Below are 22,971 nucleotides of genomic sequence, written 5' to 3'. Positions count from 1 at the left end.
CGGGCCGGTTGCCGGCCCGGGCTAGCTGCGGTCCCGGTCCTCCGCCGCCTGCTCCACCAGCGGGATGATCCGCAGCGGAACGGGGTTCTCCATCACGATCGCGGTGGAGGCCCGGACGATCCCATCGAAGCCGACAACCCGGTCGATCACACGCTGGAGATCGGCGTTGGAGCGCGCCACGAGCCGGCACATCATGTCCCCGGTCCCGGTGGTGGTGTGCAGCTCCAGCACCTCCGGCACGGTCGCCAAGTGCGCGCGTACGTCCGGCCCTTGCCCCTGGCGGATCTGGAGCGTCGCGAACGCCGTGACCGGATACCCGAGCGCGGCCGGATCCACCTCGGGACCGAATCCGCGGATGACTCCGTTCGACTGAAGCCGGTCGAGGCGCGCCTGCACGGTCCCGCGGGCCACCCCCAGCCGCCGGGACATCTCCAGCACCCCGATCCGCGGCTCGCGCGCCAGCAGCACGATGATCCGCCCGTCCAGATGATCGATCGCCATGGCAGCCTCCCGGTGCGGTGGTCATCCTGTACAGACAGCCAGCAGAAACGGACCCTGCACTAAGCATGTTGCCCAGTGAAAAACCAAACTATTGCGCACCTTGCCGCATCGGAGTGACCCTGCGCCTATGACGCAGACCACACACCACACTCCCGACACCGCCCGGCAGGCCGACCCCTTCCCGGTCAAGGGAATGGACGCGGTCGTGTTCGCCGTCGGCAACGCCAAGCAGGCGGCGCACTACTACTCGACCGCCTTCGGCATGCGGCTGGTCGCCTACTCCGGACCGGAGAACGGCAGCCGCGAGACCGCGAGCTACGTGCTGGAGAACGGCTCCGCCCGCTTCGTCCTCACCTCCGTCATCAAGCCCGCCACCGCCTGGGGCCACTTCCTCGCCCAGCACGTGGCCGAGCACGGCGACGGTGTCATCGACCTCGCCATCGAGGTCCCGGACGCGCGGCGGGCCTACGAGTACGCCCTCGAACACGGCGCCCGCTCGGTGACGGAGCCGTACGAGGTGAAGGACGAGCACGGCACGGTCGTGCTGGCCGCGATCGCGACCTACGGCGAGACCCGCCACACCCTCGTCGAGCGCACCGGCTACGACGGCCCGTACCTGCCCGGCTACGTAGCCGCGAGCCCCATGGTCGAGCCGCCCGCCCAGCGCACCTTCCAGGCCATCGACCACTGCGTCGGCAACGTCGAGCTCGGCCGGATGAACGAATGGGTCGGCTTCTACAACAAGGTCATGGGCTTCACGAACATGAAGGAGTTCGTGGGCGACGACATCGCGACCGAGTACAGCGCGCTGATGTCGAAGGTCGTGGCCGACGGCACGCTCAAGGTCAAGTTCCCGATCAACGAGCCCGCCATCGCCAAGAAGAAGTCCCAGATCGACGAGTACCTGGAGTTCTACGGCGGCGCCGGCGTCCAGCACATCGCGCTCAACACCAACGACATCGTCGCGACGGTACGGACGATGCGCGCGGCCGGCGTCCAGTTCCTGGACACCCCCGACTCGTACTACGACACGCTCGGCGAGTGGGTCGGCGACACCCGGGTCCCCGTGGACACCCTGCGCGAGCTGAAGATCCTCGCCGACCGTGACGAGGACGGCTACCTGCTGCAGATCTTCACCAAGCCGGTCCAGGACCGCCCGACGGTCTTCTTCGAGATCATCGAGCGCCACGGCTCGATGGGCTTCGGCAAGGGCAACTTCAAGGCCCTGTTCGAGGCGATCGAGCGGGAGCAGGAGAAGCGCGGAAACCTGTGACGGCCGACTGGGCCGACTGAGTCGCTCCGGTCGTGCGGGTGCCACGGGGGGCCCGCACGCCCGGAGGAACCGACCACGCCCTCCCCGGCCCCTTCGGCCCCGCTCAGTCCTTCTCGGGCTTCGCGTCCATGTCCGGCACGTCCCGCACCGACGGCTCGCCCAGCTCCGCCAACGCCTGCTCGGCCAGCGGCACCCGCGTCGGCGAGAAGTGGGGATGGATCCGCAGCGCCTCCTGCAGATGCCGCCGCGCGGCCCCCGGCATCTCCAGCTCCCGCTCGATCATCCCCAAGTGGTACACATACAGCGCGTTGCGCACCGCACCCCCGTGGTGCCGGTCGGTCGCCACCCGCGCGAGCTTCAGCGCCTCCTTGTCCTTCCCGGCCCGGTGCAGCGCCCACCCCAGCGCGTCGGTCACCGCGATCCCCGGCTGCACCCGCCACTCGGCCCGCAGCCGCCGTAGGGCCGACTCCACATCACCGTGGTCCGCCTCGAAACGGCCGAGCACCAGTTCCTCGTCCACCCCACCGGCCGCGCCCCGCGCCGCCCGCTCCCGCAGCAGGTCGTACTGCACCCGAGCCGCCTGCCCGAGCCCCAGCGACTCGTACAGCTCGCCCAGCTCCAGCGCGTACTCGGGATTCGGCTGCTTGGCGAACGCCACCCGGTAGGCGTTCAGCGCCTCCGTCGTACGGCCCAGCGCCGCCAGCGTCCGCCCCTGACCGGCGAGCGCCGCCCGCTGGTCGGGGTCGAGCCGTACCGCCTCCTGGAAGTGCCGCAGCGCCACCTCCAAGTCGCCGCGCTCCCACGCGAGCTGCCCGCCCCGCTCCAGATACGCCGCCCGCTCGGCCGGGGCCTCGGCGCCCGCCGCCGCGTCCGACAGCGCGGCCGCCGCGTCCTCCCGCCAGCCCCGGTCCCGGTACACGCCCGCCGCCCACGCCAGCGTCTCCGGCCCCGAGCGCAGCTCCAGCAGCCGGTCCAGCGCCCGCTTGGCCGCCTTGTACTGACCCAGCCCGGTGTGCGCGTCGATCAGCTGCGGATACGTCGCCCACCGCCCCCGGTCCGCCTTCAGCGCCGCCTCGCTCCAAGTGCGCGCCGCCCGGAAGTCCCGCCGCGCGTTCGCCAGCGCCGCCATGCCGTCCAGCGCCTCGGCGTTGTGCGCCCGCACCTTCAGGGACGTACGCAGCGCGTCCTCCGCCTTCGGGTAGTTCGCCGGCTCGGCGGTCCGCCGGCCCTGTTCCACATACGCCGCCCCCAGCACGGCCCACGACTCGGCGTCCCTCGGATGGGACCGCAGATGCCGCTCCCGCTCGTCGATCAGCACCGCCAGATCGGGCAGCGCGGCCGCTACGCCCGTGGTGACCGCGGTCAACGCCTGCGCCCCCGGCGCCGGCTCGGGCGCCCGGGTCCCGCCCTGCCCCCACGGCACCAGCGCCAGCACCACGCCGAGCACGGCACACCCCGCCACCGCGGCGAGCAGCACCCGCCGCCGGACGCGCGGGCGGCTTGCCGGCGCTGCCTGTTCGTTCTCCACGGCATCGTCGTCCGGGGCGCTCACGGTGCGGTTCTCCATGGCGCTCACTGTGCGTGAAACGCCGCGTCGACACGACGACCACACCCGCCTGCCGCCGACCGCCGTACGCGGGGTTCACACCGATGGCCCCGGGTGTCACGCTGTGATCATGAGCCGTACCGAAGCCGCACCCGACCAGGCCCGCGGTGACCTCACCGAGCGGCTGCTCGCGGGTCTGCCCGCCGAGGCCGTCCTCACCGACCCCGACGTCACGGCCGCCTACGCCAACGACATGGCGAGCTTCTGCCCGGCCGGCACCCCCGCCGTGGTCGTGCTGCCGCGCACCGTCGAAGAGGTCCAGCACGTCATGCGCACCGCCACCGAGCTGCGCGTCCCGGTCGTCCCGCAGGGCGCCCGCACGGGCCTGTCGGGCGCGGCCAACGCCTCCGACGGCTGCGTCGTGCTGTCCCTGACCAAGATGGACCGCATCCTGGAGATCAGCCCCGTCGACCGCATCGCCGTCGTCGAGCCCGGCGTCATCAACGCCGCCCTGTCCCGCGCGGTGGGCGAACACGGCCTGTACTACCCGCCGGACCCGTCCAGCTGGGAGATGTGCACGATCGGCGGCAACATCGGCACCGCCTCGGGGGGCCTGTGCTGTGTGAAGTACGGGGTGACGGCCGAGTACGTCCTCGGCCTCGACGTCGTCCTCGCCGACGGACGCCTGATGTCCACGGGCCGCCGTACGGCCAAGGGCGTGGCGGGGTACGACATGACCCGCCTGTTCGTCGGCTCAGAGGGCTCGCTGGGCATCGTCGTACGGGCCGTCCTGGCCCTGCGGCCGCAGCCGCCGCAGCAGCTGGTCCTCGCCGCCGAGTTCGCGTCGGCGGCCGCCGCCTGTGACGCGGTGTGCCGGATCATGGCGGGCGGGCACGTCCCGTCGCTGCTCGAAATCATGGACCGTACGACGGTCAAAGCGGTCAACAGCATCGCGAACATGGGCCTGCCGGAGACCACGGAGGCCCTGCTCCTGGCCGCCTTCGACACCCCGGACCCCGCGCCCGACCTCGCCGCCGTCGGTGCGCTGTGCGAGGCGGCCGGCGCCACCCAGGTCGTCCCGGCGGACGACGCGGCCGAGTCCGAACTCCTCCTGCAGGCACGGCGGTTGTCCCTCACGGCGCTGGAGGCCGTGCGGGGCGTGACGATGATCGACGACGTGTGCGTGCCCCGGTCCAGGCTCGGCGACCTGATCGAGGGCGTGGAGCGGATCGCCGAGAAGCACCAGCTGACCATCGGCGTCGTCGCCCACGCCGGGGACGGCAACACCCACCCCACCGTCTGCTTCGACGCGTCGGACCCCGACGAGTCCCGGCGCGCCCGTGAGTCCTTCGACGAGATCATGGCCCTCGGCCTGGAACTCGGCGGCACGATCACGGGCGAGCACGGCGTGGGTGTGCTGAAGAAGGAGTGGCTGGCGCGTGAGATCGGCCCCGTGGGGATCGAGATGCAGCGGGCCGTCAAGCAGGTCTTCGACCCGCTGGGCATCCTGAACCCGGGCAAGCTCTTCTGACCCGACGCCCCCACGGCTCACTGGGCGAGCAACTGGTCGAGCGCGTCGTCGATCCCCAGCTGCTCGCCCTCGGTCCCCGGGGGCACCACCCGCAACGTCCGCTCCAGCCAGGCCGACACCTGAGCAGCGGGCGCCTCCAGCAGCGCGTCCCCGTCGGGGGAGCTCAGGCCCATCAGCACCACACTGCGCCCCTCGGACTTCGTCGGCCACACCCGCACGTCCCCGTGCCCGCACGGCCGGAACACCCCCTCGACGAGCAGATCGCGGGAGAAGGTCCAGTACACGGGGTGCTCGGAGTTGATGTGGAAGGTGATGTGGACGGCGTACGGATCGTCGCTGTGGTAGCTCAGCCGGGCCGGGACGGCGACGCTGCGCTCCGGCGACAGGATGAGCTTCAGCTCCAGTTCGCGCTCTACGACGGTGTCATGCATGGCGTGCGGGTCCTCTCTCGTGACGCGTGCGAGCCGTGTGGACGGGCCCGTACGAGTGGAGAGGGAGCGGGGGCGCGGATCATTACGCGGGTTCGCGGAACTTTTTTCCGCCCCGGTCCCCACGGGGGTTCCGCTCGTGTGAACTACGTGTACGAGGTTGCCCGGAAAGGGGTGGGTCCCACGGGACCGGCGGTGCTCGCCTCGCCGGTCTGATAGATGTGGAGGCCTTCATTTGACCCACGAGCAGATACCGGACGACGGACATGAGCGCCCCAACCCCGGCCCCCGGTGACGACCGGCCCCGCGACGGGTATTACCCGGACCCGTCCATTCCTGGATATGTCCGGTACTGGAACGGTGCCTCCTGGGTGCCGGGCACCAGCCGTCCGGCGCCCACGGACGGCGAGACGCTCGCCCCGCCGCCGGGCGCTCAGCCGGCCCAGGCCGGCCAGGCTCCCCTGGTGGAGGAGACCGGCCCGCACTTCTTCGACGAGGAGCCGGCGCCGGGCGGTGCCCAGCACGGCAGCCGGCCCGAGCCGGCGTCCGCCTGGGGCGCCGACTCCTCCCGCCAGTCCGGCTTCGGCGGCGAGCAGGACCGACGGGTCTCCTGGGGGTCACCGCAGGACAACGACCCGAGGGACCCGCGTGCGGCCGCGCCTACGGGTCAGCCGGACGGCCACGCCGCCCGCACCGACGGCACGGCGTCCTCCCCCAAGTTCTCGGCTTCGCTCGAACAGGGGGGACCCCCATCGCCCGCCGAGCCGGACACGGACGCCGGCGGCCTCGCCTCGGGTGACACGTTCATGATCCGCAGGCCCGTGGCGGGGGCCCGCGGTGCGCAGTCCTCCGGCGCCTCGGGGCAGGGCGCTCCCGGCATCCCGAGCCCCGGTGGCCCCGCCCCTGTCGACGGCACCATGGCCATCCGCGCCGTGACCCCGCGCACGGGGCAGCAGGGAGGGGCGGCCGGGGCGCAGGCAGGTGGCACGGGCGCGTCCGCCGTCCCGGGCGCCGCACATGGGGACGCAGAGCGCCCCTCCGCGGCCGGTGCCCCGCAGGGCCCCGGCTTCGGCGCCGGGAAGGCCGCCGCCGACCGCGCAGCAGTGGCCCAGCCGCAGGCTCAGGCGGCCCCTGGAGCCGGTGGCGCCGCTCAGGCCGCCAGCGGTGCCCCCACGGGCCTCTCCGGCCCGCAGCAGGGCGCTCCGAGCGTCCCGCGCCAGTCGGGCGGCCCGCAGCAGGGCGCCGGCGATGCCATGCCCATGTCGCCGGGCGTCGGCGGCGGTCAGTCCTCCTGGGCGCAGCAGGTCCACCGGCTCGCGGGCCCGGACGAGGACCAGCCGGTCGCCCCGTGGAAGCCGCCGACCCTGGACCCCTTCCAGGCGGCCGCCCTGCGTCAGTCCGCCGCCCGCCCGGCGAACCTCGGCAAGCGGCTGCTCGCCCGGCTGCTGGACACGATCGCGCTGGCCGCCGTCACCGCGGTGGTCGCCGTGCCGCTCGGCAGCAAGGCCCTCGACCACGTCAACGACAAGATCGACGCCGCCAAGCTCTCCGGCGAGACGGTCACGGTGTGGCTGCTGGACGGCACCACGTCGGTGTATCTGGGCATCATCCTGGCCGTGCTGCTGCTGTTCGGCGTGGTCTACGAAGCCCTGCCGACCGCCAAGTGGGGCCGCACGCTGGGCAAGAAGCTGCTCGGCCTGGAGGTGCGGGACATCGAGGGGCACCAGCCCCCGGAGTTCGGCGCGGCCCTGCGCCGCTGGCTGGTCTACAGCGTGCCCGGCCTGCTCGTCGTCGGCGTCGTCGGCGTGCTGTGGTGCGTCTTCGACCGGCCGTGGCACCAGTGCTGGCACGACAAGGTGGCGCATACGTTCGTCGCGGCCTGAACCCGTACGGCGAACGTCCCAGGCGATTTACGTACCTCGGACGGCCCCGCGCCGGATGCGAAACCGCAAGGTTCGCGGTCGACTCGGGGCCATGAGCAGCGAACCGCCTCCCGGCTCCGGGCAGCAGCCCCCGGAAGACGACCCGTTCAGGAAGCAGCCCCCGCCGCCCGGCGGCCCGGGTTCGCCGTACGGTGATCAGCCTCCGTACGGCGGCCAGCCCCCGCCTCCGCCCGGCGGTGGCCCCTACGGCGGTGATCCGTACGGCGGTGGCGGTTACCCCGCCGACCCGCTCGCCGGAATGCCGCCGCTCGCCGACAGCGGCAAGCGCACGCTGGCCCGCATCCTCGACATGATCCTGGTGGGCATCGTCGTCTGGCTGCTCACCTGGGGATTCGGGGTCACCGAACTCGACGTGGACACCGACAAGGTCGAATACAGCAAGTCCCTCGCCCAGTCGGCGATCGCCGCCGTGCTCTACATCGCGTACGACACCGCCCTGACCGTCCGCACGGGGCAGACCCTCGGCAAGAAGCTGCTCAACATGCGGGTGGCCAACCTCGACAACGGCGCCACACCGTCCGTGCAGACCTCACTGATCCGCGCGGCGGTGCTGTGGATCCCGTTCGCGTTCTGCTGCGCCTGTATCTGGACGGCGATCTGTGGTGGTTGGAGCTACTTCGACCGGCCCTACAAGCAGGGGCTGCACGACAAGGCGGCCAAGACGGTGGTGGTCAGCACGGGCGGCTGACGAACCGGAAGCGGGACGAACGTCAGGACTGGACGAACGTCAGGACTGAGAGAGCGCGGGCTCCTCCGCCTTCTCCTGTTCCGCGGCGGCGGGCTTGCGCACCGCCACCACGCGGGTCCTCTTCGGCATGGGTACGGTCATGGCGACCAGCAACCCGAGCATGAGCGCCGATACGGCGATGACCGCGATCCCCACACCCGAACTGGTCTGTGACAGCAGCAGCATGGCGAGTGTGGAGAAGAGCACGGTGCACGAGCCGTAGGCGAGCTGTGCGGCAGTCGGACGAGGCATGATCATCGTGTCCTCGGAATCAGGGGTGCACGGGGGGTCTCGGCCTGGCTTTCCGCCGACGTCCGGGCGTTCCGCCATCCGACTCTAACCGCGTGCATGCCCGAGTGGAACAAACCGTAAGCGTGACCTAACCAACAGTGCCGGTGCACGGGGGGCGCACGGAGTCATGGGGTCCAGCAAGTGGACGGCGGCGCGCGCCCGTTAACCGAAAGATCGTTGTTCGCTAAACGAACATCGACTTCGCATAGTGCAATTGACTTGTGCAAGTCAAGGTCTGTCTTTTCTGCTTAACCTCTAGTCAAATGTCGTCACTTGACTACACGCGTTGATCACGTGCGCGGATCCTCCATGACCAGGACCCTCCTTCCGCGCGCCCGGCGCGGGGGAGGATTTCAAGTGACCAGTAGACCCTGGACGTTCAGAGCGGCGGCTACCGCCGTAGCGCTCGCGACGGCGGCGGCGACATTCTCGACCTTCGCGGTGGCTCAGGCCGACGAAGGCGCGCCTGCTTCCGTGGAGCGGCACGACCCGGCGGACAACACTCACGCCGACCACAACCTCGACGGCCCGATGACCAAGACTCAGGAGGCCCAGCGCGAAGAAGCCCTGAATCAGGTCATATCCGGCGACGCCAAGGTGACCAAGCGCGAGGGCTCGCAGGTCGTCCAGCTCAAGAGCAAGAAGGGCGACAGCAAGTACGTCGAGCTCGGCCGCGAGAAGACCGACAAGATCTTCACGATCCTGGTCGAGTTCGGCGACAAGCTCAGCGAGTTCGGCGGCACGGCCGGCCCGGCCCACAACCAGATAGCCGAGCCCGACCGCGCCAAGGACAACTCGACGGCGTGGCAGGCCGACTACAACCAGAAGCACTACCAGGACCTCTACTTCGGCACCGGCAAGAAGACCGAGTCGGTGAAGAAGTACTACGAGAAGCAGTCCTCGGGCCGCTACTCGGTCGAGGGCGAGGTCGCCGACTGGGTCAAGGTCCCCTACAACGAGGCCCGTTACGGCAACAACGCCTGCGGCCAGACCAACTGCTCCAGCGTCTGGAACGTCGTCAGCGACGGCCTGAGCGCGTGGGTCGCCCAGCAGAAGGCAGCTGGGAAGACCGACGCCGAGATCAAGGCGGCCGTCAAGCAGTTCGACCAGTGGGACCGCTACGACTTCGACGGCGACGGCGACTTCAACGAGTCCGACGGCTACATCGACCACTTCCAGGTCGTGCACGCCGGTGAGGACGAGTCCGCGGGCGGCGGCGCGCAGGGCACCGACGCGATCTGGGCCCACCGCTGGTACGCGTTCGGCACCGACGCGGGTGCCACCGGCCCCGACGGCAACAAGCTGGGCGGCGCGAAGATCGGCGACACCGGCATCTGGGTCGGCGACTACACCGTCCAGCCCGAGAACGGCGGCCTGGGTGTCTACGCCCACGAGTACGGCCACGACCTCGGTCTGCCGGACCACTACGACACCACCGGCAACGGCGACAACTCCACCGGCTTCTGGACCCTGATGTCCTCCGGTTCCTGGCTCGGAACCGGCAAGCAGGAGATCGGCAACCTGCCCGGCGACATGACCGCCTGGGACAAGCTGCAGCTGGGCTGGCTGAAGTACGACACGGCCAAGGCCGCCACGAGCTCGTGGCACAAGCTGGGTGTCGCCGAGTACAACACCAAGCACAAGCAGGCTCTCGTGGTCGAGCTGCCCAAGAAGCGGGTCACCACCCAGATCGTGCAGCCGGCGCAGGGCGCGAACCAGTGGTGGAGCGGCAGCGGCGACAACCTCGCCAACACGCTGACCCGTTCCGTGGACCTCACGGGCAAGTCCGCCGCCTCGCTGACGCTGGACGGCTGGTACGACATCGAGGCCGAGTTCGACTACCTCTACACCGAGGTCTCGACCGACGGCGGCGCCAACTGGACCGCGGTCGACGGCACCGTCGACGGTGCGGCCCTCCCGAAGGACGCCAGCGGCAAGCCCGCGCTGACCGGCTCGGTGGACGCGTACAAGAAGCTGGTCTTCCCGCTGAACGCCTACGCGGGCAAGAAGATCGACCTGCGCTTCCGCTACCAGACGGACGGCGGCGTGGCCCAGAAGGGCTTCGCGGCCGACCAGATCTCCGTGACCGCCGACGGCACGGCCCTGTTCTCCGACAACGCGGAGAGCGCGGACGCCGCTTGGAAGACCAAGGGCTTCTCCCGCATCGGCGCGTCCATCACGGACGACTACGCGCAGTACTACATCGCCGAGAACCGTCAGTACGTGTCGTACGACAAGACGCTCAAGACCGGCCCGTACAACTTCGGCTTCGCCGGGGTCCGTCCGGACTGGGTCGAGCACTACGCGTACCAGAACGGCCTGTTGATCTGGAAGTGGGACACCTCCCAGGCGGACAACAACACCAGCGTGCACCCCGGTGTCGGCCTGGTCCTGCCGATCGACTCCCACCCGGCGGCGCTGAAGTGGGCCGACGGCACGGTGATGCGCAACCGCATCCAGTCCTTCGACTCGCCCTTCAGCAAGTTCCGGACGGACGGCATCAACCTGCACAACGCCGACGTCCTGACCAAGATCCCGTCGAGTGCGGGGGTGCCGGTCTTCAACGACCGCACCAACACGTACTACGACGCGCTGACCCCGACCGCGGGCGTCAAGATCACTGACACCAACACCAAGATCAAGATCGTCAAGGAGGCCAAGAACGGCTCCACGATCGAGCTCGAGGTCGGCCCTGCAGTGAAGTAGTCGGCATTTCCCCAGGTCAGAGCATGATCGGCGGCGGCCCCTTGGCGGGTTGCCGCCGGTCGTGTTTAGGTGCACCCTGTGCTTCCCTTATTGACACCGACTCGCACGGGGGTGTGACCGCATGGCCGCAGGAGGTTTCTGCAAGCTGCCGACCGGCAGCGTGGTGGTGGCTCTGAACCTGCCCAGACCCACCGCCGACGGCACGGGCTGCGTCCGTGTCCTCGTCCACGCCCAGAACCGCGCCCGAGCCCTGACCAGGCTCCGCAATCTGGGCATGCGCGCCGTCTACCTGCGCGGCAACGCCGCCCCACCGACCCCCGACGAGATCACGGCGGTCCTCCACCACCCCGACGGCCTGATATGGCGAACGGCCCCTGACAACGGTGTCGCGACAGGTCCGGAGCTGATGCAGGAGCTGTGGCACCCGATCAGGGCGTTGTTGAGAAGGCCCGCCGCAACCCCCTAGGGGCGCGGGGCTGTATCGATTTGCGGCTACCGCCGCGTGGGCGCGACAAGCCACGACGGGCCCGCGGCCGCCCGAGACCAATCGCGGCACTACCTGCGAATCACTACGCCACCACAGGTTTGCCGGACAGCTCCACGCCCGCCTCGCGCATCTCCTCCAGCGCCCGCTCGGTGGTCTCCGTGGCCACCCCCGCGGTCAGATCCAGCAGTACGTGGGTGCGGAACCCCTCCCGCGCGCCATCCAGCGCGGTAGCGCGCACGCAGTGGTCCGTGGCGATGCCCACCACGTCCACCTCCGAGACCTCCCTGGCCCGCAGCCAGTCCGCCAGCTTCACGCCGTTCTCGTCGGCCCCCTCGAACCCGCTGTAAGCGGCCGCGTACGCCCCCTTGTCGAACACGGCGTCGATGGCGCCCGAGGCGACCGCGGGGGCGAAGTTCGGGTGGAACCCGACCCCCTCCGTGCCCGCGACGCAGTGCGCCGGCCAGGAGTGCCGGAAGTCGGGGTGGGCGGAGAAGTGGCCGCCGGGCGCGATGTGGTGGTCGCGGGTGGCCACGACATGCTGGTAGCCGGACCCGGCCGCCTGCCCGATCAGCTCGGTGACGGCGGCGGCCACGTCGGCACCGCCGGCCACGGCGAGGCTGCCTCCCTCGCAGAAGTCGTTCTGCACGTCTACGACGATCAAGGCGCGGCGCATGGGCGGTGTCCTTCGGTTATGGACGCTGAGGTCGGGACGGTGAGAGCGTGCGGGCCCGGCCGTGAACCTCCGAGCCTAGAGACTTCGGGTGCGGTGCGGGAGGGGGCATGGGGTGAGCACGCCGGGCGCGCTCGCTTCACGCCCCCGGTCGGCTCCCCGAGCGCCCGTTTACGTACTCGGTCGGAATGACAGGTTCCCCACGCGAGAGCTGCGTGGCGGACAGCGGCAGATTCGCGCGGGCGGCCACGTGCCGGTCCCGTACGACGTCCAGCGGCTCCCTCGCCACCACGGCGCCGCCCTTGATCAGCTCGACCAGCAGCTGCCGGTCGGCGAGCCCGGCCGGCACCGCCCCCGTGCCGATGACCTCGGCCTCCGCGGCGCCGTACTCGTCCAGGCGCCGCGCGGCCCACTTGCGGCCGCCGATGGAGGTCTTGCCGCCGGTCGACTTCTTGGCGACCGGCACCAGCGGCGCCCCGGCCTCGGCGGACTCGGCGCGGGCGACCAGCTTGTAGACCATCGAGCAGGTCGGATGCCCGGAGCCGGTCACCAGCTGGGTGCCGACGCCGTACGCGTCCACCGGCGCCGCCGCCAGCGAGGCGATGGCGTACTCGTCGAGGTCCGAGGTCACGATGATCCGGGTGCCCGTCGCGCCCAGCTCGTCCAGCTGCTGGCGGACCCGGTGCGCGACCAGCAGCAGGTCGCCCGAGTCGATGCGGACGGCGCCCAGCTCGGGCCCGGCGACCTCGACGGCCGTACGGACCGCCTCGGCGACGTCGTAGGTGTCCACGAGCAGGGTGGTGCCCCGGCCCATGGAGTTCACCTGGGCCTGGAAGGCGTCCCGCTCGCGGTCGTGCAGGAGGGTGAAGGCGTGTGCGCTGGTGCCGACGGTGGGGATGCCGTAGCGGAAGCCGGCCGCGAGGTCGGAGGTGGAGGCGAAGCCGCCGACGTACGCGGCCCTGGAGGCGGCCACCGCCGCCAGCTCGTGGGTGCGCCGGGCGCCCATCTCGATGAGCGGGCGCTCGCCCGCCGCCGACGACATGCGGGAGGCGGCCGCGGCGATGGCGGAGTCGTGGTTGAGGATGGAGAGGATCACCGTCTCCAGCAGCACGCACTCGGCGAAGCTGCCCTCGACCCGCATGATCGGCGAGCCCGGGAAGTAGACCTCGCCCTCGGGGTAGCCCCAGACGTCGCCGGAGAACCGGTAGTCCGCGAGCCAGGCGAGGGTCTGCTCGTCGACGATCTTCCGTTCGCGCAGGAAGCCGAGGACGTCCGGGTCGAAGCGGAAGTTCTCCACCGCGTCCAGGACCCGGCCGGTGCCGGCGACGACGCCGTAGCGCCGCCCGTTCGGCAGGCGTCGGGTGAAGACCTCGAACACGCTCCGCCGCTCGGCCGTGCCCGCCTTGAGGGCCGCCTGCAGCATCGTGAGCTCGTACTGGTCCGTGAAGAGCGCCGTAGAGGGAACATCCACCGGCAGCCCAAGGTCCGCTACATCCACGAAAGCTCTCCTAGCCGTGATTCTCAGGATGCCCCCAGGCGGCCGGGGGTCCGGGGGTTGTCCCCCGGTGCAAGCAGCATGGCAACCGATGATACCCCCCATCTCGTCAGTCTGACGATTTGGTCCCGTGGGTTCGCCGAGGATTTGTGCGACCACCCCCCTCCGGTGGCAGCATGGGCACTGTGACGTCACCCGCTCCCGTAGAGATCGAACGCACCGAAACGGCGGAAGAGACCTTCGCCGTGCCCGAGCCGGACGTCCCCTGGGTCACGATCGTGCACAACGACCCGGTCAACCTCATGAGCTACGTGACCTACGTCTTCCAGTCGTACTTCGGCTATCCCAAGGACAAGGCCACCAAACTGATGCTCGACGTCCACCACAAGGGCCGGGCGGTCGTCTCCAGCGGTACCCGTGAGGAGATGGAACGCGACGTGCAGGCCATGCACGGCTACGGCCTGTGGGCCACCCTTCAGCACGACCGCAAATGACCCCTCGCCCGCAGGACCGGAAGTAGCGAATCGTCTCCATGCCAGGAACCTTCGAACCGCTCCCCGGCGGCGGCGCGGCCGTCGCCCTCGACGACGTCGAGATCTCCATCATCCGGTCGCTGGCCGTGCAGCTCCTGGAGCTCATCGGCCCCGGCCCCGCCGAGGACACCCCCGACGACCCGCTCGCCGAGCTGTTCGCCGACGGCCCGAGCGAACCGCCGGCCGACCCGGTCCTCAAGCGCCTGTTCCCGGACGCCTACAGCGACCCCGAGGGCACCCCGCAGGCCAAGGAGGCCGAGGAGCAGCGGGCGCACTCCGCGGAGTTCCGCCGCTACACCGAGAACGACCTGCGGGCCGGCAAGCGCGAGAGCGCGCTCGCGGTGGTCCGCTCCCTCGACGCGCTCAGCACCTCCTCCGCCGGTGAGGGCGGCGCGGTGCTCAAGCTGTCCGTCGAGGAGTCCCAGCAGTGGCTCGGCGCCCTGAACGACCTGCGCCTGGCCATCGGCTCCCGGCTGGACATCACCGACGAGGACGACACCGACCTGCTCTACCGGCTCCCGGACGAGGATCCGCGCAAGCCGATGGTGATGGCGTACCTGTGGCTGGGCGGGCTCCAGGAGACGCTCGTCACCACTCTTATGCCCTGATTGCATCGATGTTGTGTTCGCTCAGCGGGCGCTCAAATCCGGATAACGATCGCGTCACCGCCGTCGCCCTCTCTGGGCGGCGGCGATGGTTTTGTCCGGTTCTTCCTGTGTGATGCGCCACAAGCGGCCCCGCCGATCTTTGTTGCGGCCGTGATAAATCTTCACGACCGCCCGGCGAGCACCACCCGAATGTTCGGCCGGGTGCGCCAGATGGCCGGCGGATCGTCGGCCGGGCACAGCTCCAGCAATCCGGGGGGATCGAGACCCGATCCGAGGCCGTCGAGGCCAGGGTCGGCATGGAGAAAGGCGCACTACACATGACCTCTGCGAAGGTCACTGACGAGAAGGCCACGGGAGCCCCGGAAGAGGGGTACGAGCGGGGCCTGGGCAGCCGTCAGGTCCAGATGATCGCGATCGGCGGCGCCATCGGCGTCGGCCTGTTCATGGGTGCCGGGGCGAACATCGAGAAGGCCGGCCCCAGCATCATCCTCATGTACGCCCTCGCGGGCGTCGTCATCTTCTTCATCATGCGGGCCCTGGGCGAACTGCTCCTGTACCGGCCCGTCTCCGGCTCCTTCGCCGAGTACGCCCGCGAATTCCTCGGCCCCTTCTTCGGGTTCGTCACGGGCTGGACGTACTGGCTCATGTGGGTGGTCACCGGCATGGCCGAGCTCACGGCCGCCGCGATCTACATCCACTTCTGGTTCCCCGAGATCCCCCAGTGGGTCAGCGCCCTGGTGTTCCTGGTGGTGCTCTTCGGCGTCAACCTGATCTCCGTCAAGATCTTCGGCGAGGTCGAGTTCTGGTTCTCGATGATCAAGGTCACGGCCATCATCGGCATGATCGTCATCGGCCTCGGCGTGCTCACCCTCGGCTTCTCCGACGCCGGTGACACCGCCACCGTCTCCAACCTCTGGTCGCACCACGGCATCTTCCCGAACGGCATCGGCTCCAGCCTGATGACGCTCCAGGGCGTCATGTTCGCCTACCTCGCCGTCGAGCTCGTCGGCGTCACCGCGGGCGAGTCCGAGAACCCCGAGAAGACCCTGCCCAAGGCCATCAACACCCTGCCCTGGCGCATCATCGTCTTCTACGTCGGTGCGCTGACGGTGATCCTCTCCGTCGTGAAGTGGACCGAGTTCACCGCCGGTGAGAGCCCGTTCGTCCACGCGTTCGGCAAGATCGGCATCCCGCTCGCCGCGGGCATCGTCAACTTCGTGGTGCTGACCGCGGCCCTGTCGTCCTGCAACTCGGGCATGTACTCGACCGGCCGGATGCTGCGCGACCTCGCCGCCAACAGCGAGGCCCCGCAGGCCTTCGGCAAGCTCACCGCCCGCAAGACGCCCGCCGTCGGCATCGCGGTCTCCGTGACGCTCATGGGCATTGGCGTCGTACTGAACTACGTCGTCCCGGAGAAGGCGTTCGGCTACGTCACCTCCGTCGCCACCGCGGCCGGCATCTGGACCTGGATGATGATCCTCGTCAGCCACATCCGCTACCGCGCCGCGGTCGACGCCGGCCGACTGCGCGCCTCGTCCTTCCCCGCTCCCGGCGGGGCGGTCTTCAGCTGGGTCGCACTCTTCTTCCTCATCGGAGTGACCGGCATGATCGCGTACGACAAGGACGCGCGGGTCTGCCTGTACGTCGCGGCCGGCTGGGCCGTCGCCCTGGGCGTCGGCTGGGCGTTCCTCAAGCGCCGCAACCCGCAGATCGCCGCCCGCGGCGGCGAGGAGCCCGAGCTGGACGCTTCGCTGAAAGAGCCCGTGAGGTGATTGCCGCGGAAGGCCGTCCGTTGTCTGCGGCGCCGCTGTGGCTGGTCGCGCAGTTCCCCGCGCCCCTGGCGGCGCTGCCGAGCAGCCTTTCCTAGGACGTCCCGCCCTCGGGAGCACTCGTGGCGCTCCCGACGGCCGCCGCTCAGGGCGTCCGGCATGTGGGCCGCCCCGTACCAACCCTCGGTACGGGGCGGCCCTTTGCTTATCCTGGCGAACATGCTGACCATCACCCAGGCCCTCGTCGACCAGATCGTCGCCCACGCGCGCAAGGACCACCCCGACGAGGCGTGCGGCGTCGTCGCGGGCCCGGCCGGCTCGGACCGACCCGAGCGTTTCATCCCGATGCTGAACGCGGCCATGTCGCCCACGTTCTACGAGTTCGACTCGGGCGACCTCCTCAAGCTCTACCGCGAGATGGACGACCGCGACGAGGAGCCCGTGGTCATCTACCACTCCCACACCGCCACCGAGGCCTACCCTTCGCGCACCGACATCTCCTACGCCAACGAGCCCGGCGCGCACTACGTCCTGGTCTCCACCGCCGACACCGACGGCCTCGGCGACTTCCAGTTCCGCTCCTTCCGGATCGTGGAAGGCGAGGTGACGGAGGAGGAGGTCACGGTGGTGGAGGCGTACTGAATCCCACGATTCGGTCAGAATCCATCCAGCATGCGAGATCACACTCCAGGGCCGTGACAGGGAATCGATACGATGACCCCATGGTTCTGAACGACGTGAGCGACAAGGCGCCGAGCGTGCTGCTCGTGGCGCGGCTGCACGTCGACCTGTGCAGGCTGAACAGCGCCATCTGTTGATGTTTCCTGCCGCCGTACGGCCGTGAGCCGCGGCGTGCCGTCGTGCGCCCATCGACCCCTTTAACTCCCGACAGGAGCCCGCAACCATGGCCATCGAGGTCCGCATCCCCACCATCCTCCGCACCTACACCGACGGTCAGAAGGCGGTGGAGGGCAACGGGGACACCCTCGCCGAGCTGTTCACCGACCTCGAAACCCGGCATGCGGGCATCCAGGCCCGCATCGTGGACGCCGGCGAGCTGCGCCGCTTCGTCAACGTCTACCTGAACGACGAGGACGTCCGCTTCCTCGAGGGCATCAACACCAAGCTGACCGACGGCGACAACGTCACGATCCTGCCGGCCGTGGCCGGCGGTATGGCCTGATCCACATGCGCTACGACTCCCCGCTCGCCGCGGTGGGCAACACCCCCCTGGTGTGCCTGCCGCGGTTGTCGCCGTCCGAGGACGTCCGCATCTGGGCCAAGCTGGAGGACCGCAACCCCACCGGCTCGGTCAAGGACCGCCCCGCCCTGCACATGATCGAGCAGGCGGAGAAGGACGGCCGCCTCACCCCGGGCTGCACGATCCTGGAGCCGACCAGCGGCAACACCGGCATCTCGCTGGCGATGGCGGCCAAGCTCAAGGGCTACCGCATGGTCTGCGTGATGCCCGAGAACACCTCGCAGGAGCGCCGGGACCTGCTCGGCATGTGGGGCGCGGAGATCATCCCCAGCCCCGCCGCGGGCGGCTCCAACACCGCCGTACGGGTCGCCAAGGAGCTGTCGGCCGAGCACCCCGACTGGGTGATGCTCTACCAGTACGGCAACCCGGACAACGCGGGCGCGCACTACGCCACGACCGGCCCGGAGATCCTCGCCGACCTCCCCTCGGTCACCCACTTCGTCGCCGGCCTCGGCACCACCGGCACCCTGATGGGCGTCGGCCGCTTCCTGCGCGAGCACAAGCCGGACGTGAAGATCGTCGCGGCGGAACCGCGCTACGACGACCTCGTCTACGGCCTGCGCAACCTCGACGAGGGCTTCGTCCCCGAGCTGTACGACGCCTCGGTCCTGACCACCCGCTTCTCGGTCGGCTCGGCCGACGCGGTCACCCGCACCCGCGAACTCCTCCAGCAGGAGGGCATCTTCGCGGGCATCTCCACCGGCGCCGCCCTGCACGCGGCGATCGGCGTCGGCAACAAGGCGCTGAAGGCGGGGGAGAGCGCGGACATCGTGTTCGTCGTCGCCGACGGCGGCTGGAAGTACCTCTCGACGGGCGTCTACACGGCGGCCACGACCGAGGAAGCGATCGAGACCCTCCAGGGCCAGCTCTGGGCGTGAGCGGCGCCCCGCCCTAAGTCGCGAGGTGACGGACCTGGTCCCACACGGCCGGGTCCATCACCCCGACCCGCCGCCGGAAGTCGCACACCGGTACGTGCCGCAGCTCACCCGTCTCCAGGAAGCTCGCCCGGCCCCGGGTGTCCCCGACCGAGCCCGGCGGTAGCGGAATGACGCCGTACCGTTCGTCGCGGTACTTGCTGGTGATCTTCGCGACGGTCACCCTCTGCCCGCGCACCGCCAGCACCAGACACGGCCGGTCTTTATCCCCTGGCCCGTCCTCGTAGGGCACCCTCGCCCACCAGATCTCGGCGGGCTCCGGACGAGCCGACGCCCGCCGTCCGGGCCGACCCGGCGGCCGGGTCCGCCGGCCTCGGGGACGCCTGCCGCGCCCCCACCCGTCCACGAGCGTGGCGACCAGCGCGAGCAGTACCACCGCCGCGAGTGCGAGCCACCAGGACGTGTCCATGAGGACGAAGGTACCGGCGCGCACCCCCGCCCGCGCGCCTTCTTTCACTCCTGATCCCACCCCCGCCACCCCCGTGTGCGAGCGCTTCGTACGCACCTGCCGTTACTCGCGTCCCATATCCAGCCGAACGCGTGACACCACAGGTGAGTTCGCCCACAAGTGACCTTTGCGGAGGAGCGACCGGAGGTTTTGCGCCTTACGCTCGACAAACCGCACGACCCCCGACGCCCCATTCCCGATCTTCTGGATTTCCCGCCAGCGGAGGTTTCTGTTTCATGAAGCTCACCGTCGTCGGCAGCTCGGGGTCGTTCCCGTCCGCGGAATCGGCCTGCTCGAGCTACCTCGTCGAGGCCGACGGCTTCCGGTTGCTTCTCGACATGGGCAACGGTGCCCTTGGCGAGCTGCAGCGCCACTGCGGTCTCTACGACCTCGACGCGATCTACCTCAGTCACCTGCACGCCGACCACTGCATCGACATGTGCGCGTACTTCGTCGCGCGCTACTACCGGCACGACGGCGGCCGCTGCGACCCGATCCCGGTCTACGGACCCGAGGGCACCGAACAGCGCCTGACCACCGCCTACGCCGACACCCCCACCGCCTCGTCCATGAGCGAGGTCTTCGACTTTCACACGGTCAAGCCGTCCACCTTCGAGATCGGCCCCTTCACGGTGCACACGGAACGCGTCGCCCACCCGGTGGAGGCGTACGGCATCCGCATCGAGCACGGTGGAAAGACGCTGACCTATTCGGGCGACACGGGCATCAGCACCGCCCTGGACGAACTCGCCCGCGACGCGGACCTGTTCCTGTGCGAGGCCGCCTTCACGCACGGCAAGGAGAACATCCCCGACCTGCACCTCAACGGCCGTGAGGCAGGTCAGACAGCGGCCCGCGCGGGCGCCCGCCGCCTCGTCCTCACCCACATCCCGCCGTGGACCGACCCCCAGGTCAACCTGGCCGACGCGCGTGAGGTCTACGACGGTCCGGTGGTGCTCGCGGCGCCGAGGCAGACGTACGAGATCTAGCCCGAGGACACCAGCCCGTACGGGGTTCAGGCCCGTATGCGCGAGAAGGCCCCGGAACCGTCGCGGTTCCGGGGCCTTCGTCATGCCGGGGGCCTACGCCTTGGTGAGGTCCTCGAGCTCCTCCTCGGGCTCGCGGCCCGGGGTGGGGAGGTTCCACTTCGTGATGGCGAAGCGGAAGACGGAGTAGTAGATCGCGGCGAAGACGAGGCCGATCGGGATGATCAGCCATGGCTTGGTCGCCAGGTTCCAGTTGAGCGCGTAGTCGATGAAGCCCGCGGAGAAGGTGAAGCCCGCGTGGACGCCGAGCGCCCAGGTGATCGCCATCGACAGGGCGGTGAGCACCGCGTGGATCACGTACAGCACCGGCGCGATGAACATGAACGCGAACTCGATGGGCTCGGTGACGCCGGTGACGAAGGAGGTCAGGGCGAGCGAGATCATCATGCCCATGACGGCCTTGCGGCGCTCGGGACGGGCGCAGTGGGCGATGGCGATGGCGGCGGCCGGCAGACCGAACATCATGATCGGGAAGAAGCCCGACATGAACTGACCGGCGGTCGGGTCACCCGCGAAGAAGCGGTTGAGGTCGCCGTGCACGATCTCACCGGCGGCGTCCTTGAAGTCACCGAGCTGGAACCAGGAGACGGTGTTCACGAACTGGTGCATGCCGACCGGGATCAGCGCGCGGTTGATCAGACCGAACAGGCCCGCGCCGACGGCGCCGAGGCCGGTCATCCACTCGCCGAAGTCGGAGATGACCCCACCGATCGGCTCCCAGACCAGGCCGAAGAAGACGCCCATGATGGTGCCGACGAAGGCCATGATGATCGGGACCAGCCGGCGGCCGTTGAAGAAGCCGAGCCAGTCGACCAGCTTGGTGCGATGGAAACGCTGCCACAGCACCGCGGCCAGCAGACCCATGATGATGCCGCCGAGGACACCGGGGTTGTTGTAGGTCGCGGCTATGTCCTCGCCGGCCTGCACCTTCGCCTCGGTGACCGGGAACGCCTTCAGTACGTTGCTGTAGACCAGGAAGCCGACCAGTCCGGCGAGCGCGGTCGAGCCGTCCGACTTCTTGGCGAAGCCGATCGCGACACCGATACAGAACAGCATCGGCAGGTTGTCGAAGATCGCGCCACCGGCGGTGGCGAACACGGCGGCGACCTTGTCCCAGCCGAGCCCGTCCTTGCCGAACACGTCGGGCTGGCCGAAGCGGAGCAGGAGACCCGCCGCCGGGAGCACGGCGATCGGGAGCTGAAGGCTGCGGCCGACCTTCTGCAGGCCCTGGAAAAGGCCGGATCCCCACTTCTTTGTGGGGGCCGCCGATGTGGTGGCGGTGCTCATAGACTTCCTCCATCGGGTGGTGGTCTACACCACTCAGTGGTGTAGACCTGTTGTAGCACGATGAAGGTGAGATAAGGAACCCGCGATTCCCAAGGGTTTTCTGGACTGTTATCAAGCCCTATTTCAGACCTTTGTGACGTCCTCGACCTGGTCCTCCGGCTCCCTGCCCGGAGTCCTGAGATCGAACTTCGTGATCGCGAAACGGAAGATCACGTAATAGACGACGGCAAAGCACAGGCCGATCGGAATCATCGCCCACGGTCTCGTCGCCAGGTTCCAGTTGATGATGTAGTCGATCAGTCCGGCGGAGAAGCTGAACCCGTCGTGGACCCCCAGCCCCCAGGTCACTGCCATCGACACACCGGTCAGAACGGCGTGGACCGCGTACAGCAGGGGTGCCACGAAGAGGAACGAGTACTCGATCGGTTCCGTGATGCCGGTGACGAACGACGTCAGGGCCACCGACGTCATCAGGCCGCCGACCTCCTTGCGGCGGCTCGGACTGGCGCAGTGGGTCATGGCGAGGGCCGCGGCCGGCAGGGCGAACATCATGATCGGGAAGAAGCCCGAGGTGAACTGGCCGGCGTCCGGGTCGCCCGCGAGGAACATGTTGATGTCGCCGTGCACCACCGTGCCGTCCGGCTTGGTGAAGCTGCCGAACTGGAACCAGATGGGCACGTTCAGGAACTGGTGCAGGCCCACGACGAGAAGTGCGCGGTTCGCGATACCGAACACTCCCGCGCCCCAGGAACCCAGGTCGCTCATCCAGTCGCTGAAGCTCTCCAGCGCGTCACCGATCGGCGGCCACACCCACAGGCACAGTGCCGCGAAGGCGATCGACACGAACGCCATGATGATGGGGACGAGTCGCCGGCCGTTGAAGAAGCCGAGCCAGTCCACGAGCTTCGTACGGTGGTAGCGGGCCCAGAAGAACGCGGCCAGCAGGCCGATCACGATGCCGCCGAACACGCCGGGGTTCTGGTACTCGAAGACGGTCACCGTGCCGTCCTGCACCTGGCAGCCGACGTTCGGGACCGCCTTCGAGCCCTCGGGGCAGTCCTCCGGGAACTGGCGCAGCACGTTGTAGTAGACGAGGAACCCCGCGACCGCCGCCAGCGCCGTCGAGCCGTCGGACTTCTTCGCCATGCCGATGGCCACACCCACGCAGAACAGCAGCGGCAGTCCGAGCGAACCGTCGAGCAGCGCGCCGCCCGCGCCCACCATCACCTTGGAGACGTCGGTCCAGCCGAGTCCGTCGTCCCCGAACACGTCCGGCTGGCCAAGGCGGTTGAGGATGCCGGCGGCCGGCAGCACGGCGATGGGGAGCTGGAGGCTGCGGCCCATCTTCTGCAGGCCCTGGAACGCGGTGTTCCAGCGAGCGCGCGCGGGGCTGATGGCGGAGCTGTCGGCACTCATGGACGCCCCTCGGTAAGGTGGTGTAGACCAGTTGCTCGGGCGGTTCCGCTGTCGTGAACGCCATCCTTCG

General features: G+C 69.6%; 23 protein-coding genes. 14 read left to right on the top strand and 9 right to left on the bottom strand.

Translation table 11 applies throughout. The annotated features are described in order from the left end of the window. Nucleotides 1-21 precede the first annotated feature (21 nt). Complete coding sequence (locus tag OG254_RS19180; RefSeq protein ID WP_147999560.1) at nucleotides 22-501, bottom strand: Lrp/AsnC family transcriptional regulator; 480 nt, start codon at nucleotides 499-501, stop codon at nucleotides 22-24. A 127-nt stretch (nucleotides 502-628) separates the two neighbouring features. Between OG254_RS19180 and hppD the strand changes: the two genes are divergently transcribed. Then, nucleotides 629-1,774, top strand: a complete 1,146-nt coding sequence (gene hppD, locus OG254_RS19175) for a 4-hydroxyphenylpyruvate dioxygenase (protein WP_405583328.1) — start codon at nucleotides 629-631, stop codon at nucleotides 1,772-1,774. A 103-nt stretch (nucleotides 1,775-1,877) separates the two neighbouring features. Here hppD and OG254_RS19170 read toward each other — a convergent pair whose 3' ends face one another. After that, nucleotides 1,878-3,341 carry a tetratricopeptide repeat protein gene (locus tag OG254_RS19170; protein ID WP_405583326.1) on the bottom strand — a complete coding sequence of 488 codons (1,464 nt, stop codon included), beginning with the start codon at nucleotides 3,339-3,341 and terminating at the stop codon, nucleotides 1,878-1,880. 103 nt (nucleotides 3,342-3,444) lie between these two features. On the opposite strand from OG254_RS19170, the gene OG254_RS19165 reads away from it, so the two are divergent. After that, entirely contained in the window at nucleotides 3,445-4,851 is a 1,407-nt protein-coding gene (locus tag OG254_RS19165) for an FAD-binding oxidoreductase (protein WP_405583324.1), read from the top strand. Nucleotides 4,852-4,868: 17 nt separating this feature from the next. Here the strand turns inward: OG254_RS19165 and OG254_RS19160 are convergent, their stop codons facing one another. Beyond that, the gene (locus OG254_RS19160; RefSeq protein ID WP_405583322.1) at nucleotides 4,869-5,282 is read right to left on the bottom strand and encodes an SsgA family sporulation/cell division regulator; all 414 of its coding nucleotides are present in this window, start codon (nucleotides 5,280-5,282) and stop codon (nucleotides 4,869-4,871) included. A gap of 263 nt (nucleotides 5,283-5,545) precedes the next feature. Here OG254_RS19160 and OG254_RS19155 point away from each other — a divergent pair, with 263 nt between their 5' ends. Together OG254_RS19155 and OG254_RS19150 are read left to right on the top strand one after the other, a co-directional pair. After that, the gene (locus tag OG254_RS19155; protein WP_405583320.1) at nucleotides 5,546-7,162 is read left to right on the top strand and encodes an RDD family protein; all 1,617 of its coding nucleotides are present in this window, start codon (nucleotides 5,546-5,548) and stop codon (nucleotides 7,160-7,162) included. A 91-nt stretch (nucleotides 7,163-7,253) separates the two neighbouring features. Further along, nucleotides 7,254-7,910: an RDD family protein gene (locus tag OG254_RS19150; RefSeq protein WP_405583318.1), complete on the top strand. Its 657-nt coding sequence runs from the start codon at nucleotides 7,254-7,256 to the stop codon at nucleotides 7,908-7,910. Nucleotides 7,911-7,949: 39 nt separating this feature from the next. On the opposite strand, the gene OG254_RS19145 is transcribed toward OG254_RS19150, so the two are convergent. Next, the gene (locus OG254_RS19145) at nucleotides 7,950-8,207 is read right to left on the bottom strand and encodes a hypothetical protein (protein WP_147999553.1); all 258 of its coding nucleotides are present in this window, start codon (nucleotides 8,205-8,207) and stop codon (nucleotides 7,950-7,952) included. Between the two features lie 390 nt (nucleotides 8,208-8,597). Here OG254_RS19145 and OG254_RS19140 point away from each other — a divergent pair, with 390 nt between their 5' ends. Further along, nucleotides 8,598-10,946 (top strand): immune inhibitor A domain-containing protein, encoded by a 2,349-nt coding sequence (locus OG254_RS19140; protein WP_405583316.1) that lies wholly within the window; start codon nucleotides 8,598-8,600, stop codon nucleotides 10,944-10,946. Nucleotides 10,947-11,067: 121 nt separating this feature from the next. Beyond that, nucleotides 11,068-11,412: a hypothetical protein gene (locus OG254_RS19135; protein WP_351190110.1), complete on the top strand. Its 345-nt coding sequence runs from the start codon at nucleotides 11,068-11,070 to the stop codon at nucleotides 11,410-11,412. 103 nt (nucleotides 11,413-11,515) lie between these two features. Here the strand turns inward: OG254_RS19135 and OG254_RS19130 are convergent, their stop codons facing one another. Further along, on the bottom strand, nucleotides 11,516-12,106 hold the full coding sequence (locus OG254_RS19130) for an isochorismatase family protein (protein WP_405583313.1): 591 nt from the start codon (nucleotides 12,104-12,106) through the stop codon (nucleotides 11,516-11,518). Nucleotides 12,107-12,242: 136 nt separating this feature from the next. Next, on the bottom strand, nucleotides 12,243-13,601 hold the full coding sequence (locus OG254_RS19125; RefSeq protein WP_405583311.1) for a nicotinate phosphoribosyltransferase: 1,359 nt from the start codon (nucleotides 13,599-13,601) through the stop codon (nucleotides 12,243-12,245). Nucleotides 13,602-13,774: 173 nt separating this feature from the next. On the opposite strand from OG254_RS19125, the gene clpS reads away from it, so the two are divergent. The 7 genes from clpS to OG254_RS19090 all read left to right on the top strand — a co-directional run bounded on the left by clpS (nucleotide 13,775) and on the right by OG254_RS19090 (nucleotide 18,647). Beyond that, nucleotides 13,775-14,092, top strand: coding sequence for an ATP-dependent Clp protease adapter ClpS (gene clpS / locus OG254_RS19120; RefSeq protein WP_147999548.1), 318 nt, complete (start codon nucleotides 13,775-13,777; stop codon nucleotides 14,090-14,092). A 38-nt stretch (nucleotides 14,093-14,130) separates the two neighbouring features. Further along, the gene (locus tag OG254_RS19115) at nucleotides 14,131-14,739 is read left to right on the top strand and encodes a DUF2017 domain-containing protein (protein WP_405583309.1); all 609 of its coding nucleotides are present in this window, start codon (nucleotides 14,131-14,133) and stop codon (nucleotides 14,737-14,739) included. A 317-nt stretch (nucleotides 14,740-15,056) separates the two neighbouring features. Beyond that, nucleotides 15,057-16,511, top strand: a complete 1,455-nt coding sequence (locus tag OG254_RS19110; protein WP_405583308.1) for an amino acid permease — start codon at nucleotides 15,057-15,059, stop codon at nucleotides 16,509-16,511. A 216-nt stretch (nucleotides 16,512-16,727) separates the two neighbouring features. Beyond that, a complete protein-coding gene (locus OG254_RS19105) occupies nucleotides 16,728-17,150 on the top strand; it encodes a Mov34/MPN/PAD-1 family protein (RefSeq protein ID WP_393457301.1) in 423 nt (140 codons plus the stop codon). 80 nt (nucleotides 17,151-17,230) lie between these two features. Next, nucleotides 17,231-17,326 (top strand): putative leader peptide, encoded by a 96-nt coding sequence (locus OG254_RS19100; protein ID WP_311737150.1) that lies wholly within the window; start codon nucleotides 17,231-17,233, stop codon nucleotides 17,324-17,326. A gap of 86 nt (nucleotides 17,327-17,412) precedes the next feature. Beyond that, nucleotides 17,413-17,691: a MoaD/ThiS family protein gene (locus OG254_RS19095; protein WP_351190090.1), complete on the top strand. Its 279-nt coding sequence runs from the start codon at nucleotides 17,413-17,415 to the stop codon at nucleotides 17,689-17,691. A gap of 5 nt (nucleotides 17,692-17,696) precedes the next feature. Further along, nucleotides 17,697-18,647 carry a cysteine synthase gene (locus tag OG254_RS19090; protein ID WP_351190087.1) on the top strand — a complete coding sequence of 317 codons (951 nt, stop codon included), beginning with the start codon at nucleotides 17,697-17,699 and terminating at the stop codon, nucleotides 18,645-18,647. Between the two features lie 13 nt (nucleotides 18,648-18,660). Here the strand turns inward: OG254_RS19090 and OG254_RS19085 are convergent, their stop codons facing one another. Beyond that, on the bottom strand, nucleotides 18,661-19,113 hold the full coding sequence (locus OG254_RS19085) for a type II toxin-antitoxin system PemK/MazF family toxin (protein WP_405583304.1): 453 nt from the start codon (nucleotides 19,111-19,113) through the stop codon (nucleotides 18,661-18,663). 275 nt (nucleotides 19,114-19,388) lie between these two features. On the opposite strand from OG254_RS19085, the gene OG254_RS19080 reads away from it, so the two are divergent. Next, the gene (locus tag OG254_RS19080) at nucleotides 19,389-20,141 is read left to right on the top strand and encodes an MBL fold metallo-hydrolase (RefSeq protein WP_405583302.1); all 753 of its coding nucleotides are present in this window, start codon (nucleotides 19,389-19,391) and stop codon (nucleotides 20,139-20,141) included. Nucleotides 20,142-20,234: 93 nt separating this feature from the next. On the opposite strand, the gene OG254_RS19075 is transcribed toward OG254_RS19080, so the two are convergent. Both OG254_RS19075 and OG254_RS19070 read right to left on the bottom strand, forming a co-directional pair. After that, nucleotides 20,235-21,485, bottom strand: coding sequence for a PTS transporter subunit EIIC (locus tag OG254_RS19075; RefSeq protein WP_405583300.1), 1,251 nt, complete (start codon nucleotides 21,483-21,485; stop codon nucleotides 20,235-20,237). 123 nt (nucleotides 21,486-21,608) lie between these two features. Beyond that, nucleotides 21,609-22,901, bottom strand: coding sequence for a PTS transporter subunit EIIC (locus tag OG254_RS19070; protein WP_405583298.1), 1,293 nt, complete (start codon nucleotides 22,899-22,901; stop codon nucleotides 21,609-21,611). Nucleotides 22,902-22,971: the final 70 nt, after the last annotated feature.

Origin of the sequence: Streptomyces sp. NBC_01092 (assembly GCF_045039535.1) — a bacterium.
Taxonomy (GTDB): domain Bacteria; phylum Actinomycetota; class Actinomycetes; order Streptomycetales; family Streptomycetaceae; genus Streptomyces.
Note: the sequence above shows the minus strand (reverse complement) of the source record. Positions and strands in the feature narration are given on the sequence as shown.

Bases quoted from the DNA above. Each gene is read 5' to 3' on its own strand.
- OG254_RS19180 (WP_147999560.1), bottom strand. From the start codon at position 501: ATGGCGATCGATCATCTGGACGGGCGGATCATCGTGCTGCTGGCGCGC.
- hppD (WP_405583328.1), top strand. From the start codon at position 629: ATGACGCAGACCACACACCACACTCCCGACACCGCCCGGCAGGCCGAC.
- OG254_RS19170 (WP_405583326.1), bottom strand. From the start codon at position 3,341: ATGGAGAACCGCACCGTGAGCGCCCCGGACGACGATGCCGTGGAGAAC.
- OG254_RS19160 (WP_405583322.1), bottom strand. From the start codon at position 5,282: ATGCATGACACCGTCGTAGAGCGCGAACTGGAGCTGAAGCTCATCCTG.
- OG254_RS19155 (WP_405583320.1), top strand. From the start codon at position 5,546: ATGAGCGCCCCAACCCCGGCCCCCGGTGACGACCGGCCCCGCGACGGG.
- OG254_RS19150 (WP_405583318.1), top strand. From the start codon at position 7,254: ATGAGCAGCGAACCGCCTCCCGGCTCCGGGCAGCAGCCCCCGGAAGAC.
- OG254_RS19145 (WP_147999553.1), bottom strand. From the start codon at position 8,207: ATGATCATGCCTCGTCCGACTGCCGCACAGCTCGCCTACGGCTCGTGC.
- OG254_RS19135 (WP_351190110.1), top strand. From the start codon at position 11,068: ATGGCCGCAGGAGGTTTCTGCAAGCTGCCGACCGGCAGCGTGGTGGTG.
- OG254_RS19130 (WP_405583313.1), bottom strand. From the start codon at position 12,106: ATGCGCCGCGCCTTGATCGTCGTAGACGTGCAGAACGACTTCTGCGAG.
- clpS (WP_147999548.1), top strand. From the start codon at position 13,775: ATGGGCACTGTGACGTCACCCGCTCCCGTAGAGATCGAACGCACCGAA.
- OG254_RS19115 (WP_405583309.1), top strand. From the start codon at position 14,131: ATGCCAGGAACCTTCGAACCGCTCCCCGGCGGCGGCGCGGCCGTCGCC.
- OG254_RS19110 (WP_405583308.1), top strand. From the start codon at position 15,057: ATGACCTCTGCGAAGGTCACTGACGAGAAGGCCACGGGAGCCCCGGAA.
- OG254_RS19105 (WP_393457301.1), top strand. From the start codon at position 16,728: ATGCTGACCATCACCCAGGCCCTCGTCGACCAGATCGTCGCCCACGCG.
- OG254_RS19100 (WP_311737150.1), top strand. From the start codon at position 17,231: ATGGTTCTGAACGACGTGAGCGACAAGGCGCCGAGCGTGCTGCTCGTG.
- OG254_RS19095 (WP_351190090.1), top strand. From the start codon at position 17,413: ATGGCCATCGAGGTCCGCATCCCCACCATCCTCCGCACCTACACCGAC.
- OG254_RS19090 (WP_351190087.1), top strand. From the start codon at position 17,697: ATGCGCTACGACTCCCCGCTCGCCGCGGTGGGCAACACCCCCCTGGTG.
- OG254_RS19085 (WP_405583304.1), bottom strand. From the start codon at position 19,113: ATGGACACGTCCTGGTGGCTCGCACTCGCGGCGGTGGTACTGCTCGCG.
- OG254_RS19080 (WP_405583302.1), top strand. From the start codon at position 19,389: ATGAAGCTCACCGTCGTCGGCAGCTCGGGGTCGTTCCCGTCCGCGGAA.
- OG254_RS19075 (WP_405583300.1), bottom strand. From the start codon at position 21,485: ATGAGCACCGCCACCACATCGGCGGCCCCCACAAAGAAGTGGGGATCC.
- OG254_RS19070 (WP_405583298.1), bottom strand. From the start codon at position 22,901: ATGAGTGCCGACAGCTCCGCCATCAGCCCCGCGCGCGCTCGCTGGAAC.